Here is a 13,845-nt window from a genome sequence, read left to right as displayed (position 1 = left end):
TTAGGCGAACGCTCCGCTTCTTCAGGACAATTCCGTCCTCTCTGCTATGATCTGCACATATTTCTCTTATTAGCAAGCACTGATTACGGTTTACATCCATAATTCCACCTCATTCCTTACACATATTTCTCGCAGAAACGGCATCGCTATCCCAACAAGGACAGCGATGCCGTTTCTATTTATGTTCATCGCAATCACATTATTTACAGCGTAACAATGTTATGTTACACTGCTTTTTAAGAGGAGGATGAACATGAGTGAGGAATTAATTTCTAAGAAGGAACTGCTGGATATGACAGGAATATCCTATGGACAGTTATACCGGTGGAAGCGGAAGAACTTAATTCCGGAGGATTGGTTTATCCGTAAGTCTTCTTATACGGGTCAGGAAACCTTTTTTCCAAGACATAAGATTATGCCGCGTATCGATAAAATACTCAACATGAAGGATGGCCTATCGCTAGATGAACTTGCGGATGTATTTTCTCCCAGTTTGGGAGAGATTTATCTCAGCGCAGGAGAGATACTTGATCGCAACATTGTTTCATCTAGCGCTTTGAATTTATATATACAAGTGACCGGACACAGTGAACGCTTTGCATTTGATAAAGTTCTAACTCTATATATGCTCGACAAGCTGTTACAGAGTGGAGATATATCGCTGGACGAAGGCCAGTTGCTTGTAGGCACGCTAGAAGAGCATTTCCCTTCTTTTGCCGGGAAGGACGGCCAACTTATGCTGATTCGGAAGATGGGAGTGGCTGCGTTTATCCTGTTGACCCCGGGTAGCACGATTTGTTTCGATCAGGGAGTAAAGTTAGTAACGACACTGTTCATGGCGCAATGCACGGAAGAGCTTAAATTGAAAATAGGCGGAAGTGAGGGATAGAGGATGGAACAAGCGGCAAAAGATTTAAAAATTAATGGTATAGGGAAAGTATCAGGTGGCACCTATGGAAAAATTACTACAGACGGGATTGCGACAGTGAACGGGGAGGTCCTTTGCTCGTCCTTGACAGCTAACGGAACACTGAAGTTGAAAGATTCCATTCAAGCGGGGCAATTTCGGCTGAATGGTAATGGATCAACGGCGGCTACGATCGGTGGAGGAAAGTTCCGTGTAGACGGGATGTTTAAAGTCGATGGGAATGTACAATTCGAAGAGATAAATATCAATGGCATGCTGAAAGCCGAAGGAAGTGCGGTAGGGGAACGTGCAGACATCGACGGAGGATTAAATCTGGGAGGTAGCGCTGAGTACGAATATCTGAAAGTCCATGGTCAGATCCAAGTCGACGGGATGATCAATGCGGGTGAAATGGAAATTTTAATGGCAGGACCCTGCCGTGCCAAAGAAATCGGTGGAGGACGCATTCAAGTTCGCAAAAAAACAGGCTCAAGATTCTTCTTGGCACTGCTATCCCCATCTTTAGCTACCCGCTTGACTGCCGAAGTTATTGAAGGCGATGAAATCGTGTTAGAGGATACAACGGCAAAGGTTGTTCGTGGTAATTCGGTACGGATTGGTTCAGGTTGCGAAATCGGACGCGTTGAATATAAACACCACTATGAAGCGGATTCCAAAGCCTCAGTAGGGATAGCTGAACAAGTATAAATGAGGACGGTGAGAAATAAAATGGCTGATTATGCTAAGAACTTGAAACACTCTGACTTGAAGATTGTTGGTGATAGTGGATCTAATGGCGGAGTCTTTAATAAGGTTAATATTGTTGGTAATGCGGAAATTAACGGTGATATCGATTGCCAGACTTTTAAATGTACCGGAACGGCTGAGATTGGCGGTAGCCTCACCAGCAATGTCTTTAAAACTACTGGAGATGTGATAACGAAGGGATCCTTACGGGGTGGTGAGGTAAACCTGACAGGGAATCTAAATATTCGAGGAAGTTTAACGGTTACAAAAGCCCAACTCAACGGGGAAATTCAGATCGAGGAAGGCATTGCCGGGGATGAAATAGGGATATATGGAAATTGTACGGTCAAAGGTGATTGTCAGGTGGAGCATTTTCGATTGAAGGGTGCCGCTCAAGTCGATGGGATGTTAAATGCAGAGCGAGTAGAAATGAAATTATTAGGCTTAAGCCGTGCCAAGGAGATCGTTGGAGGTCATATTCGGATCCAGCCGCATTCTTCGTGGCGATGGATGTCCTTGTTAAAAAATTCTGGAGCTCCAGAGCTTAAGGTTGAAGTTATCGAAGGTGATGTGATATGGCTTGAGCACACGGTAGCAGATGTGGTGCGCGGCGGGGATGTAACAATTGGACCGGGCTGCCGAATTGGTCTTGTCGAGTATCGGGGAACTTTTCAACAAGATAAGCAATCCGATATCGCTGAGAGTCGGAACGTGGGTTGAGTTGGTAGAGCGATTTCCATGCAATAGTATAGGAACATTCAAAGCCCCCTTACCAGAAACGATAAGGGGGCTTTGAGTGTTCGAAAGTGATCACTCGGGATGGATATAACCTTTCCGTCCAGCTAGAAACCCGAAAGCAATAGCAAAAAGGGAAATGAAGACCATCGTGGCAAGCGGGGTGTCCCAATTTCCGCTTCTGTCGTGAAGGAAGCCGAATAGTGTCGGGCCAATCGAGGCCAATAGATATCCGATAGACTGGGCCATACCTGATAACTCAGCCGCTTGTTCAGCAGTCCGAGTGCGAAGTGAAAAGAATAAAATGACAAGACTAAAGGTTGTACCGCAGCCAAGCCCAATCAACATAATGAACAGTGGTGCGAATGAAGGGAGGCCTAACCAAATTCCGCCGAATCCAATTAGAAACAGTGCAGCTGAAGAGGCTGCAAGCAATTTCTGGCTTCGCATCCGCGACGCGATCAGCGGCATAATGAATGACCCTGCCATGCTCATAATTTGCATAAGGGACAGCATCCAGCCTGCCTTTCCCGGACTCATACCTTGTTCATGAAGGATTTCTGGGAGCCAGGTGATACCTACATAGAACATGACGGATTGAAGCCCCATAAATATAGTAACCTTCCAGGCAACGGAAGAGCGCCATACAGATCCAGATTTGCGGGATGGTACGGATCCATTTGAACTTATCTTTGCGGGCTTGCGGCGAAGTTGTGGTAGCCATATCAATGTGGTCACTATGGAAAGAATGACCCAACTACTCAGTGATCCTCGCCAACCCAAGAAACTGTTGGAGAGCGGAATGCTGATTCCTGAAGCAATTGCCGCCCACATATTCATCGATGAAGTATATAAACTTGTCATCAGGCCGACTTTATGTGGGAATTCGCGTTTGATTAATCCAGGAATAAGCACGTTACATACGGCAATTGCACTACCGATCAGCGCTGTGCCAGCGAATAATGCTAGGGTATTCGGAAAATAACGAATGGCAATTCCGGCTGTTAATGCAACCATACAATATATTAGCGTCCATTCTATACCGAACCGCCGTGATAGCTTAGGAGCAACCAGAGCGAATATAGCAAATGCGATTAGTGGTAAAGTAGTCAGCATCCCGGTCATGGTGTGGGAAAGTCCGGTGTCAGCTTGGATCTGACCTATAAGAGATCCGACGCCCGTAATAGGGGCCCGCAAGGTGGCGGAGGTCAGAAGAATAGCAAGAACCAGTAGCGTGATGGAAGTGCCACGTGGGGAGCTAAGAGAGTGAGCTGTATCTTTATTCATGATGTTTGAAATCCTCCTATGATCTTCAACCGCTTCTAGCAAATTATTCTGAGGTTGAGAAGCCTCCTACCTTAATGTCAGGAGTGAACACTAACCTTATCATATGAAAACTTTTACAATCAATACATTTATGTCATTGTCTGTTCTCTGTCGTCTGGATGTCACAGATCTATCTAAATGTGGGTCCTTCCACACCGTCCTCCACAATGCTTTTTGGATTTGTTTCGGCAGAAGGATTCTCTCTATATGAACCTTCATCGTGCATCGCTATGACCGTGGGTTGCGATGGATAGGTATCTTTGGAGAGTTTACGAGTCTCTACAACTTGCCCATCTATTTTTTTGATTCGGTACGTTTCGACAATAAACCCCTCTTTACCTTGGACGAGGACTTCCCAGCCCCCAACAGGTAGCGTCTTATTCACTACATATTTATTTTTCATCGGAAGAACTTTAGACGTTCGGGATTGAATCTCATAAGTCACATTCTGCGGGATATCTCCGAATAGCTTGACCGTCAGCACATGGTTCTGGGTTTGGGCTCGGATCAGTATGTGATGTTCTGATGTATTTTTGAAACGAAAATTAATGTAGCCCTTCGCAAAGGTGGCGTCCTGCCCCTTGGGTACATAACTGACCGGCAGGGAGTGGTTGCGGCGCTCGACAATAGTTAATCCCGCGCGGAGAGCGGCATTATAGAGGGTGCTAGACACTTGGCATATTCCGCCACCCACTCCAGGCACGAGCTTCCCACCAAAGATGACGGGGGCCTCACGGAAGCCGTACGTTTGCTCAGCGGACTCAATCACTGTGGCGTAGTCAAATATGCCACCAGGTGGTAACGTCATCCCATCTATCGTCTGTGCTGCCGCATCCACATTGTACAAGCGACCTTCACCGCTACTTTGGAGGCCGGTTGAGAATTCTGCAATCTTACGCCGAATCCCTTCATCCTGAAGCGTCTCTATCGTTACTGTGGGTTGAACGACATGTAGGGGGATGGTGATCACGGTAGGATCTTGAGACTTGTTGTCCCCATCGGGGATGGATGTAGGCAAAGCTGATAGTATGGTAGACGGAAAGGACTCCCAGTGAATGCGCTGTGCTGTCCGTCCAGGTAAATAGCTAATACGATCATCCTTAGCAATAGTTCGCACTGCATTCACAAGTGCACCGAACTGTGCCTCCTCCCATTCGGAGTTAAAGACTGCCTTCAGAGGTTTGGCGTCGTATGAAGCATGGAGTTTCCATACTTTAGGGAAGTTTTTTCGTGCTAAGACACGATTCCACAAGCTTCCCTCAGAAAGTTTTGACAGAGACGCTCTGAAATCCCCTGCATTATAAGATACCCCGCTTTCCCCCCAAGTGAGGTTAACCTCAATATTCTCGATTACAAATACAATGGGATGCGTTTCCATCACCTTAAATTCATTTGCTAATTTTTGGAGTGCGGTATCCTTTTTTAATCCACCGACTTTCATGCCAGCAACGGTAGTTCCTTTGGGAACAGTATTTTGCCCCACGTATAGCTGAGCTACTATCAGCAAAAGGATACACAGCAATAAGACAGATACAACCGAAATAATAATAGGATGGATTTTTCGCATGTTGTACTCCTTTCCAATTTGGAAAAGCTCATGTACAACCATGTATATGTTCAAGTTCTGAAAACTTTCGAGTACTCAAAAGGTAACATATTTGTTACAATAAATAACGGACTGGTGAATATTTACTCATCTTTTAAAGGAATTGGCGGGAAAGTGTCGAATTTAGATGCAGATGACTTAGCGCTGGGAATTAAGATTTAGGACGTGATAAATTTGATAGAAATGCAGGATATTTGGAAGACATATCCCAATGGCACCCATGCCCTAAAAGGGATATCAGTCAAAATCGATCGTAATGAATTTGTATATCTAGTCGGTCCCTCAGGAGCAGGGAAATCGACTTTTATGAAGCTAATATATCGGGAAGAAGTACCAACCAAAGGACAAATTTCAGTCAATGGTTTTAATATCGGTAAGCTCAAACCTCGCAAAATTCCATATGTTCGCCGCAATATCGGCGTGATTTTTCAAGATTTCAGGTTGCTACCTAAACTGACTGCCTATGAGAATGTTGCCTTCGCATTGGAAGTTATTGAAGCACCGAAGAAGGTGGTCAAGAAGCGTGTACTTGAGGTGCTAGACTTGGTCGGACTTAAGAATAAAGCTGGGCGTGACCCCTCACAGTTATCAGGGGGGGAACAGCAACGGGTTGCGATTGCTAGAGCGATCGTCAATAACCCTTCTGTTATTATCGCGGACGAGCCTACAGGGAACTTAGATCCGGAGACCTCATGGGGTATTATGCAACTTCTAGATGATATTAATTTCCGGGGTACCACCATTGTAATGGCAACACATAACAAAGAGATCGTTAACAAGATGCGCAAGCGTGTAATCGCTATCGAGCATGGTAACATTGTGCGAGATCAGTTGAGAGGGGAATATGGGTATGAATTTTAACACCCCCATTCGACATCTTAGCGAAGGCGCGAAGAATGTATTTCGTAACGGTTGGATGTCCGTGGCTTCGATTACATCGATTATAGTCTCATTATTTATCCTGGGTGTGTTTACTTTATTAGTTTTGAACGTGAACTCGTTTGCGGATGATGTCGATAATCAGGTAGAGATTAATGTTTATATGGGGACAAAGGTAGATCAGGCTACATTAGATAAAATAAAAGCCGAGATCGGATCGATGGATGAGGTCAGCCGTATCACTGTGATATCGAAGTCTGAAGGTCTCAAAGACTTCAAGGAGAAATTGGGCGAAGAGGGCAAGGATTTACTAGAGGGCTATACCGAAGAGACTAATCCAATCCCAGACACGCTTAAGATAGAGGTTGTTGAGCCAACTACGGCTCCTTATCTAGCAACTAAAATTGAGGAATTAAATAAGAAATATCCGGATAATCCGATTTATAAAGTTAGATATGGACAAGGTACGGTTGAGAAACTTTTCAAAGTCACACGAGCGGTACGCAATATTGGTTTCGCCTTCGTTGCGGGTTTGGGGTTGATGGCGATGTTCCTTATCTCTAACACAATTCGAGTTACCATTCTGGCCCGTAGGCGTGAAATTGGCATTATGAAGTTGGTAGGAGCCACGAATATGTTTATCAGGTGGCCATTTTTCGTAGAGGGTGCGCTAATCGGTCTGATAGGTTCAGTTATTACCGTAGTTGTTCTATTTCTTGGATATAACCAATTGGTAGAAGCTATTCAGGGCGATATTTCGATGGCTTTTCGGCTAGTACCAATTAAAGATATTAGTCTAAAGTTAGGTGGACTATTAATTGGATTTGGTCTTGTTATCGGAATTTGGGGAAGCACCATGTCAATTCGTAAATTTTTGAAAGTGTAATTAGATGTAGTAGTTCGAAGAGATAGATTAAACAAAAAGGACGGGGAAAGCAAAGTTGAAAAAATGGATATCCATGATTGCCGTTGTCACTTTAGCCGTTATGATCTTCCAACCTACAGAAGGTTATGCCAAGAGCAAGACGATCAGTCAGATCGACAAAGAATTGAAACAGCTGCAAGAGCAGGCTAAGCAGGCCAAAGAGCAACAGGAGAAGGCGGCCGATCAGAAGAAGGAAGCTCAGCATTACGTTAATAAGAATACTAATTATTTGAAGTTAGTTATGCAGGAAATTGATACGGTAAGTAATGAACTTGTTCAGATTTCTATGAAGATTGACGCAACAGAAGAAAATTTGCGGGCTACTGGAGCCTTGCTGGATGAGACAGAGGTGCGAATTCAGGAACGCTCAGATTGGCTCGATTCACGAGTACGTTTGATGTATACGGATGGAACGGTTTCGTATTTAGATGTTCTTTTGTCATCAACGAGCTTTACAGATTTCCTTGAACGCGCTGACTCATTACAAGCGATCGCTAACCAGGATCAAATGCTGTTGGAAGAACATAAGAAAGATAAGGAACTTTTCGAACAGCAAAAGCTTGACTTAGAACAGGATTATGCGACGGTTAAGAATCTATATGCAGAAGCGGAGTCTCGTAAGAGTACTTTAGAAGAAAAAGAGAACGAGAAGCAACAATTAATTGCTAAGTATAGCCATGAAATTGAAGAATCCGATGATATCAGCGAAGAGCAGGAAGCTTTGTTAGTCGAATTCGCAACCAAGCGTTCAGCCTTAGAGAAAGAGAAAAATAAGATCAAAGCTGCTCAAGTATATACGTATAAGAAGAGTACTAAATCGAGCAGTAGCTCCGGTGTTTCGAGTTCAGGAACTTTTAAAGGGAATGGCGGATCCATGGGACTTGCTGTTACAGGTGCGCGGTTGTCGTCAGGTTATGGTACGCGGGTGCATCCAATAACAGGTAAGGTGAAGACGCACACAGGTATTGACCTGGCGGCTGCACAAGGGACAGATATTCACGCAGCTGCAGGTGGTGTCGTTATCGTTGCTGAATGGTGGAGTGGTTATGGCAATACCGTCATTATCGATCATGGTGATAATGTATGGACGCTATATGGTCATATTCGGAACAATGGTATCGTGGTTGAAAAAGGTCAGCAAGTGAAAAAGGGCCAAAAAATCGCTGAAGTCGGTAGTACAGGTAATTCGACAGGACCCCACTGTCACTTTGAAGTCCGTATAAATGGTAATCCTGTAGACCCGATGCCTTATTTGTAATAGAATAGTTGCAAGTCTAATGAAACGGATAACGTCTCTACATGGGACGGGCTATCCGTTTTTCCTTCTTTCTCTCGCAGGAATGGATGGACTAGATAAATATTCCGTACAAGCTAAACATATACTATGATGGTTATTAAGGTAGCTTCCAAGTTGATCAATCCAGAGGCGGTGATTTTTTGTTTAAAAAACGTACAGTAGCTCTCATTGTTCTGTTAGCCATGCTGCTCAGTAGCGTGCTCACATTGACCCTAACAGACCAACTGAGTTTTGCAGGATCGGGCCCACTTCGCAGCGGTGTATTTGCCGATATAGGTAGCGGGAGCTCTAAGAGTGATATTCAGAAGATCGAAAAGGCAATTCAATTGATTAAGAAAAATTATTTAGAAGATGTTGATCAGAGTAAACTGGTTGATGGCGCTATTGATGGAATGATGAATGCGCTTGGTGATCCTTTCTCTTCTTATATGGGACCGGATACAGCACAACAATTTTCGGAACAAATCGAAGGCTCATTTACCGGAATCGGTGCTGAGGTATCGATGGAGAATGGCAGTGTGGTAGTGGTATCTCCTATTAAAGGTTCGCCGGCGGAAAAGGCGGGTATCCAGCCTAAGGATATCTTGTTATCCGTGAATGGGATATCTTTTGAGGGACTTAGTCTTAACGAAGCGGTCTCCAAGATTCGTGGTCCGAAAGGAACCGAAGCTAAGGTGAAGGTGAAACGTGCGGATACTTCCGCCGAACTAGAATATACCATTGTACGTGATGATATCGCGCTCGAAACAGTCTACGCGCGGATGGAAGAGGGCAACGTTGGTGTTATAGAGATTACCGAATTCTCGTTGAATACGGCGGAACGGTTTAAGAAGGAATTGGCTGATTTAGAGGCCAAAGGGATGAAGGGGCTTGTCATCGACGTCCGTAATAATCCAGGTGGTGTGCTCTCCATTGTAATTGATATGGCGCAACAATTCGTGCCGAAGGGCAAAGGTATTGTTCAGGTTGAAGATAGAAACAAGCAACGTAGTCAGACATTGTCGAAGGGGTCGGGCAAGGGGTATCCCATCGTAGTAGTGACCAATAAAGGTAGTGCAAGTGCATCTGAGATTTTGGCAGGAGCATTACAAGAGTCAGCGGGTGCTAAGTTGATTGGTGAAGCGACTTATGGTAAGGGAACGGTTCAAACAAGTTTTAGTGAGGAAATGGGCGATGGTAGTTTGTTGAAAGTTACAATTGCCAAATGGCTCACACCAAATGGTGAGTGGATTCATAAAAAGGGTATCCAGCCAGACATCAAGGTATCTCAACCTTCCTATTTCACGGTAGCACCGATTAATAAGGAAACAACTTTCAAGTATGATATGTTGGGTGATGATATCAAGAGTGCGCAAGTAATGCTCAGTAGTTTGGGCTTTGCACCTGGCCGTGAGGATGGATATTTTGACAAGGGAACGGAAAATGCGCTTAAGAAATTCCAAACTAGTGTGAACATGAAGGCAACCGGCGTCCTTGAAGTTGAAACGATAAAAGCGCTGGAAAGCAGCTTGATTGAGAAAATTCGTGATGTGAAGAATGACAAGCAAATGAATACGGCGATCGAAGAGATCCGGAAGGAAATCGCTTCGCCGGTGTCGAATAAATAAAGGAGGCTGATTCTAGCCTTCTTTTTTTCTATATTCATACGGTGTGAATCTGAGTAAAATATTAATATTGGTTCCTGACACATGATTTCGGTCGTGAGAATTTCAAGATGGGGAGTGAAGGTCCTTTTGAGTATTCTTTTAGAAGGGTTATGGAATTTAGCGGAGGCAGTAGGGCAGCTTTTCTTGCAGCCGTTTTATTATATTTCAATTATTCTGATTATGCTGATGTATCGAAGGCAGTTTCTCCTAGAGCGGAAGTTATTCCATGTACGTCTGCAAAGCTGGTTAGGTCAAACATGGCGTACGGTTATTGGTGGCTTGCTGGCAGGGATAGGGGTATCAGTCGTATTTGCATTCGTGGGCATGACGCTTACTATGGAAGGTATCATTTGTATTTGGGCCGTAACCTTAGTGTTACTTCTCATTCGTGTTCGATATTTATGTTTGGCTTATTCCGTTGGTTTACTTGGGGTCGCTCAATTTATCCTGAACTTATTTCCTTCATTCGAGGGTGCACAGTGGATTGGAGAGATCGTTCGAATTGTTCGCGAATTGAACATGCCAGCATTATTATGTCTGGTTGCAATAGTACATTTAGCTGAAGGACTACTCATCAGATGGCAGGGGGCTAAGTCTGCCGGACCGCTATTTTTTGAAGGTAAGCGGGGAAGAATGGTGGGCGGTTATCAGATGCAGAATCTCTGGGCTATTCCCTTGTTCTTGTTCATACCGGCACAAACTGCTGGGGATATCCTGCCATGGTCACCACTCTTTGGCGGCGATGTTTGGCAAGGTGGATTCAGCATCCTCGCGTTGCCAATTATGATCGGCTTCTCGGAAATGACAACGGGGTTGTTACCCGAGGTAAAATCTCGGATAACTTCGGGTCGCATTCTCGGGTATGGTTTGATTATACTTATATTGGCCATATTATCTGCTTGGTGGAGTCCACTGATATTCCTAACTGCACTACTTGCCATTATACTTCATGAGGGACTTACATGGCTGAGCCGTATAGAGGAACAACAGCATAGTCCACTGTTTGTTAATCCGAAGGGTGGGCTGAAGGTGCTCGCTGTTCTGCCAGGGAGTCCTGCTGAAGAACTCGGCATCATAATAGGTGAAACGATTATCAAAGTAAACGGGGTTCCGGTTCCATCGCAGGAAGAGCTACATGCAGCGTTGCGGATTAATCCAGCATTCTGCAAGCTAGAGGTGCTGAATCTTGCTGGCGAGAGTAAATACCTCCAGCGTGCCATTTATGCCGGTGAGCATCATCTGCTCGGCGCAATTTTGGCACCGGATGAGAAGACGATATCTGCCGTGAAGTTGCGGCCGTTATCACTACTACAACTGCTAAATCCTAAACGTGGTGTTAGTGGCAGTAGTGGAGGATATCGTGCTTCTACTAGTACGAAATCTCAAGAGCAAATTGTAGAACAATAATAGAGAGCATACATGAGGGAGCTGAGGAGCATGAGTACTGAAATCAGATTATCACAGCATACGGCTATCTTAATAGAGCATGCCAAACGAGCCGGAATGTCGGAGCAAAGCCTCCTTCATGCGGTCCAATCGAATGACATATCCGCTTTTGAACAAGTGAAAGAGGAGCATTACAATTACACGGACCTCTTTACTTACTCAGTAGAGCACGGAGAGAAACTAGCTGAGGCTATTACTGGGGGATACCGAATCACGTTTAATACGAGAAACGGACTTAAAATTTGGCTAGAAAAATTTTTGGGACAAGATAGTGAACGTGATTTTCAAGTCGGGGAAGGGATTATTGAGGGATTGTTAGTTAATGAACAACAAGCCGGGGTGATCCATCAGCGTTTGGCCGCAAACTGGATTGTCGCAGAGTCCAAAGAAGTGATGAATGGCAAGGAGCTTACCTTAAAGCTACGTGCTCCGGAAGTTATTATATAGCTCAAGATATATAACAAAGCTGCATCTCCCAGTTGGGAATGCAGCTTTGTTTGTTATGCGCTACTGCTGAAGCTGTCTTAGTACCGTGATTTCTACACGCCGGTTTTTCTGTCTGCCATCAGCGGTGTCGTTGTCCCCAGTCGGTCGGGTATCGGCGTATCCTGCATACTGGAATCCAGCAGGATCGAGGTCCTCTTGATCAATGAAGTAGCGGAGAACAGAAAGTGCTCTTGCACCGGATAGCTCCCAATTGTCTTTGAACTTGGAGGCTTCGCCAACGGGAACACTATCTGTGTGTCCCTCAATACTAACGATGGTATCTAGCGTGCGGAATAGACTAGCAAGCTTTGCCAAGGTCTTAGCGGAGTCTTCCTTCAAGTCAGCCCTACCGACATCGAATAGAAAACGATCGCTTAATGTGATGGAGATACCCTTTGGAAGATCAGACACATGAATTTGATCTTCTAGTTTATTGTCCTTAATATATTGTTGGATCATATTCATTAAATTAAGGAGATCTTCTTCCTGTTCCCGGAAGGCTAACTCTCGCTCGGTCATCGGGGCGGGTGTATCAGCTTTTACTTCGCTACTCTTATCGCCTTCATCGTCCTTCCCGGATGTTGCGGGTGGATTCACTTGAGTATATGGATCAGCGGTCCCTAGAATACCGTTGCCCTTCTCTAGCAAAGAATCTCCACTCTTGAAGGTGAGCTGAAGTGATTGTGTAATCGTCTCATATTTCTCGATATCCAGCCGGCTCATGGCAAACATAATAACGAAGAAGATGAGCAACAACGTTATAAGGTCGGCATAGGTTATCATCCAGCGGTCCCTTGTATCAGGTTTGTTCTGTCTGCGCTGCCGGTTCCGCGATCTCATGCCTCGTTCTCCTCAGTTACTGGGAGTTTTCTAGAGTTATCTATGATAAAGGATTCCATTTTTCGGCGAATTAATATCGGATGATCCCCATTCTGGATCGAAAGGACACCTTCTATCATCATCTCCATTCGATTTATTTCATCTTCACCACGTGCTTTTATTTTGGAGGCAATCGGAAGGAAAATAAGATTGGCACTAGCAACCCCATACAATGTCGCCGTAAAAGCCAGTGCAATGGAGGGCCCAAGCCCCGTGGGCTCAGTCAAACTACCTAGGACGTGGATAAGACCCATAACCGTGCCGATGATTCCCATCGTCGGGGCATATCCTCCGGCTGATTCAAATATTTTAGCGTAGTTCTCATATTTATTCTCAACTGCGAAAACTTCATACTCCATAATTTGTTTCACCATGTCCTGATCGGTTCCATCCACGACAAGTTGAATGCCATCGCGGAGAAATGCATCTTGATGAAGTTCTGACTTTTTCTCCAGGGACAGTACGCCTTCCCGTCGTGCAATGTTGGACATACTAAGAATGTCTTCAATTAAACCGTTAGAATTCTTGTCGTTGGATGTAAAAGCTAACACCAAGGCTTGAGGAATCTTCTTTAGTCTGGACATTGGGAAGCTGATCATGACTGCGGCGATTGTTCCGCCGAATACGATTAAGGCAGCCGTTATCTGCATAAGTCCACCTACTTCGCCGCCATCCCAAAGAAATCCGCCTATGAGTGCGACCAAACCAATAATTAAGCCGAGTATTGTCGATATGTCCATAATTATGTACAACTCCTATTCTTTACTTACCATTTGCATCCATGGAATGAAAACAGTATAATTGATGGGAACACTCATTCTCGTTTTACAGTTTCAGGAATGAATGTCGTTTGTGGCAAGTAATTAACTACTTGGAATCAGGTTAATATAGATGAGAGAACTACTTAGTATATATGTAAGGTAGTAGTCTTCTTTTTTCAAAGTAACTCTCTAGTATTTCATTTTA

At 44.5% G+C, this 13,845-nt stretch carries 13 protein-coding genes; 9 read left to right on the top strand and 4 right to left on the bottom strand.

Going from position 1 to position 13,845, the window contains the following annotated elements; all coding sequences use genetic code 11:
- The first annotated feature begins 253 nt into the window (after positions 1-253).
- The 3 genes from NST85_RS26040 to NST85_RS26030 are packed head-to-tail and all read left to right on the top strand — an operon-like array spanning position 254 to position 2,374.
- The gene (locus NST85_RS26040) at positions 254-889 is read left to right on the top strand and encodes a YhbD family protein (RefSeq protein ID WP_341190807.1); all 636 of its coding nucleotides are present in this window, start codon (positions 254-256) and stop codon (positions 887-889) included.
- 3 nt (positions 890-892) lie between these two features.
- Entirely contained in the window at positions 893-1,615 is a 723-nt protein-coding gene (locus tag NST85_RS26035) for a polymer-forming cytoskeletal protein (RefSeq protein WP_127194154.1), read from the top strand.
- Between the two features lie 9 nt (positions 1,616-1,624).
- A complete protein-coding gene (locus tag NST85_RS26030; protein WP_341190806.1) occupies positions 1,625-2,374 on the top strand; it encodes a hypothetical protein in 750 nt (249 codons plus the stop codon).
- Positions 2,375-2,464: 90 nt separating this feature from the next.
- Here the strand turns inward: NST85_RS26030 and NST85_RS26025 are convergent, their stop codons facing one another.
- Both NST85_RS26025 and NST85_RS26020 read right to left on the bottom strand, forming a co-directional pair.
- A complete protein-coding gene (locus NST85_RS26025; RefSeq protein ID WP_341190805.1) occupies positions 2,465-3,676 on the bottom strand; it encodes a CynX/NimT family MFS transporter in 1,212 nt (403 codons plus the stop codon).
- A gap of 169 nt (positions 3,677-3,845) precedes the next feature.
- Positions 3,846-5,282 (bottom strand): VanW family protein, encoded by a 1,437-nt coding sequence (locus NST85_RS26020; RefSeq protein ID WP_341190804.1) that lies wholly within the window; start codon positions 5,280-5,282, stop codon positions 3,846-3,848.
- Between the two features lie 213 nt (positions 5,283-5,495).
- On the opposite strand from NST85_RS26020, the gene ftsE reads away from it, so the two are divergent.
- The 6 genes from ftsE (at position 5,496) to NST85_RS25990 (ending at position 11,961) form a co-directional block, all read left to right on the top strand.
- The gene (gene ftsE / locus NST85_RS26015; RefSeq protein ID WP_127194159.1) at positions 5,496-6,182 is read left to right on the top strand and encodes a cell division ATP-binding protein FtsE; all 687 of its coding nucleotides are present in this window, start codon (positions 5,496-5,498) and stop codon (positions 6,180-6,182) included.
- Positions 6,172-7,086 (top strand): permease-like cell division protein FtsX, encoded by a 915-nt coding sequence (ftsX, locus tag NST85_RS26010; RefSeq protein ID WP_127194160.1) that lies wholly within the window; start codon positions 6,172-6,174, stop codon positions 7,084-7,086. Before ftsE ends, ftsX begins: the two co-directional genes overlap by 11 nt.
- Positions 7,087-7,141: 55 nt before the next feature.
- Positions 7,142-8,383, top strand: coding sequence for a murein hydrolase activator EnvC family protein (locus tag NST85_RS26005; protein WP_127194161.1), 1,242 nt, complete (start codon positions 7,142-7,144; stop codon positions 8,381-8,383).
- 179 nt (positions 8,384-8,562) lie between these two features.
- The gene (locus NST85_RS26000; RefSeq protein ID WP_341190803.1) at positions 8,563-10,029 is read left to right on the top strand and encodes a S41 family peptidase; all 1,467 of its coding nucleotides are present in this window, start codon (positions 8,563-8,565) and stop codon (positions 10,027-10,029) included.
- A 126-nt stretch (positions 10,030-10,155) separates the two neighbouring features.
- Positions 10,156-11,475 carry a PDZ domain-containing protein gene (locus NST85_RS25995; RefSeq protein ID WP_341190802.1) on the top strand — a complete coding sequence of 440 codons (1,320 nt, stop codon included), beginning with the start codon at positions 10,156-10,158 and terminating at the stop codon, positions 11,473-11,475.
- Between the two features lie 30 nt (positions 11,476-11,505).
- Positions 11,506-11,961, top strand: a complete 456-nt coding sequence (locus NST85_RS25990; RefSeq protein ID WP_341190801.1) for a hypothetical protein — start codon at positions 11,506-11,508, stop codon at positions 11,959-11,961.
- Positions 11,962-12,021: 60 nt separating this feature from the next.
- Here NST85_RS25990 and NST85_RS25985 read toward each other — a convergent pair whose 3' ends face one another.
- On the bottom strand, positions 12,022-12,840 hold the full coding sequence (locus tag NST85_RS25985; RefSeq protein WP_341190800.1) for a flagellar motor protein MotB: 819 nt from the start codon (positions 12,838-12,840) through the stop codon (positions 12,022-12,024).
- Positions 12,837-13,619, bottom strand: a complete 783-nt coding sequence (locus NST85_RS25980) for a flagellar motor protein (RefSeq protein WP_341190799.1) — start codon at positions 13,617-13,619, stop codon at positions 12,837-12,839. Before NST85_RS25980 ends, NST85_RS25985 begins: the two co-directional genes overlap by 4 nt.
- Positions 13,620-13,845: the final 226 nt, after the last annotated feature.

The sequence above is a fragment of the Paenibacillus sp. FSL K6-2524 genome, assembly GCF_038005525.1.
In the GTDB taxonomy this organism is placed as follows: domain Bacteria; phylum Bacillota; class Bacilli; order Paenibacillales; family Paenibacillaceae; genus Fontibacillus; species Fontibacillus anaericanus.
This window is presented reverse-complemented; position numbering and strand designations above follow the sequence as displayed.

Coding starts and splice junctions, on each gene's coding strand:
- NST85_RS26040 (WP_341190807.1), top strand. CDS start 254: ATGAGTGAGGAATTAATTTCTAAGAAGGAACTGCTGGATATGACAGGA.
- NST85_RS26035 (WP_127194154.1), top strand. CDS start 893: ATGGAACAAGCGGCAAAAGATTTAAAAATTAATGGTATAGGGAAAGTA.
- NST85_RS26025 (WP_341190805.1), bottom strand. CDS start 3,676: ATGAATAAAGATACAGCTCACTCTCTTAGCTCCCCACGTGGCACTTCC.
- NST85_RS26020 (WP_341190804.1), bottom strand. CDS start 5,282: ATGCGAAAAATCCATCCTATTATTATTTCGGTTGTATCTGTCTTATTG.
- ftsX (WP_127194160.1), top strand. CDS start 6,172: ATGAATTTTAACACCCCCATTCGACATCTTAGCGAAGGCGCGAAGAAT.
- NST85_RS25990 (WP_341190801.1), top strand. CDS start 11,506: ATGAGTACTGAAATCAGATTATCACAGCATACGGCTATCTTAATAGAG.
- NST85_RS25985 (WP_341190800.1), bottom strand. CDS start 12,840: ATGAGATCGCGGAACCGGCAGCGCAGACAGAACAAACCTGATACAAGG.
- NST85_RS25980 (WP_341190799.1), bottom strand. CDS start 13,619: ATGGACATATCGACAATACTCGGCTTAATTATTGGTTTGGTCGCACTC.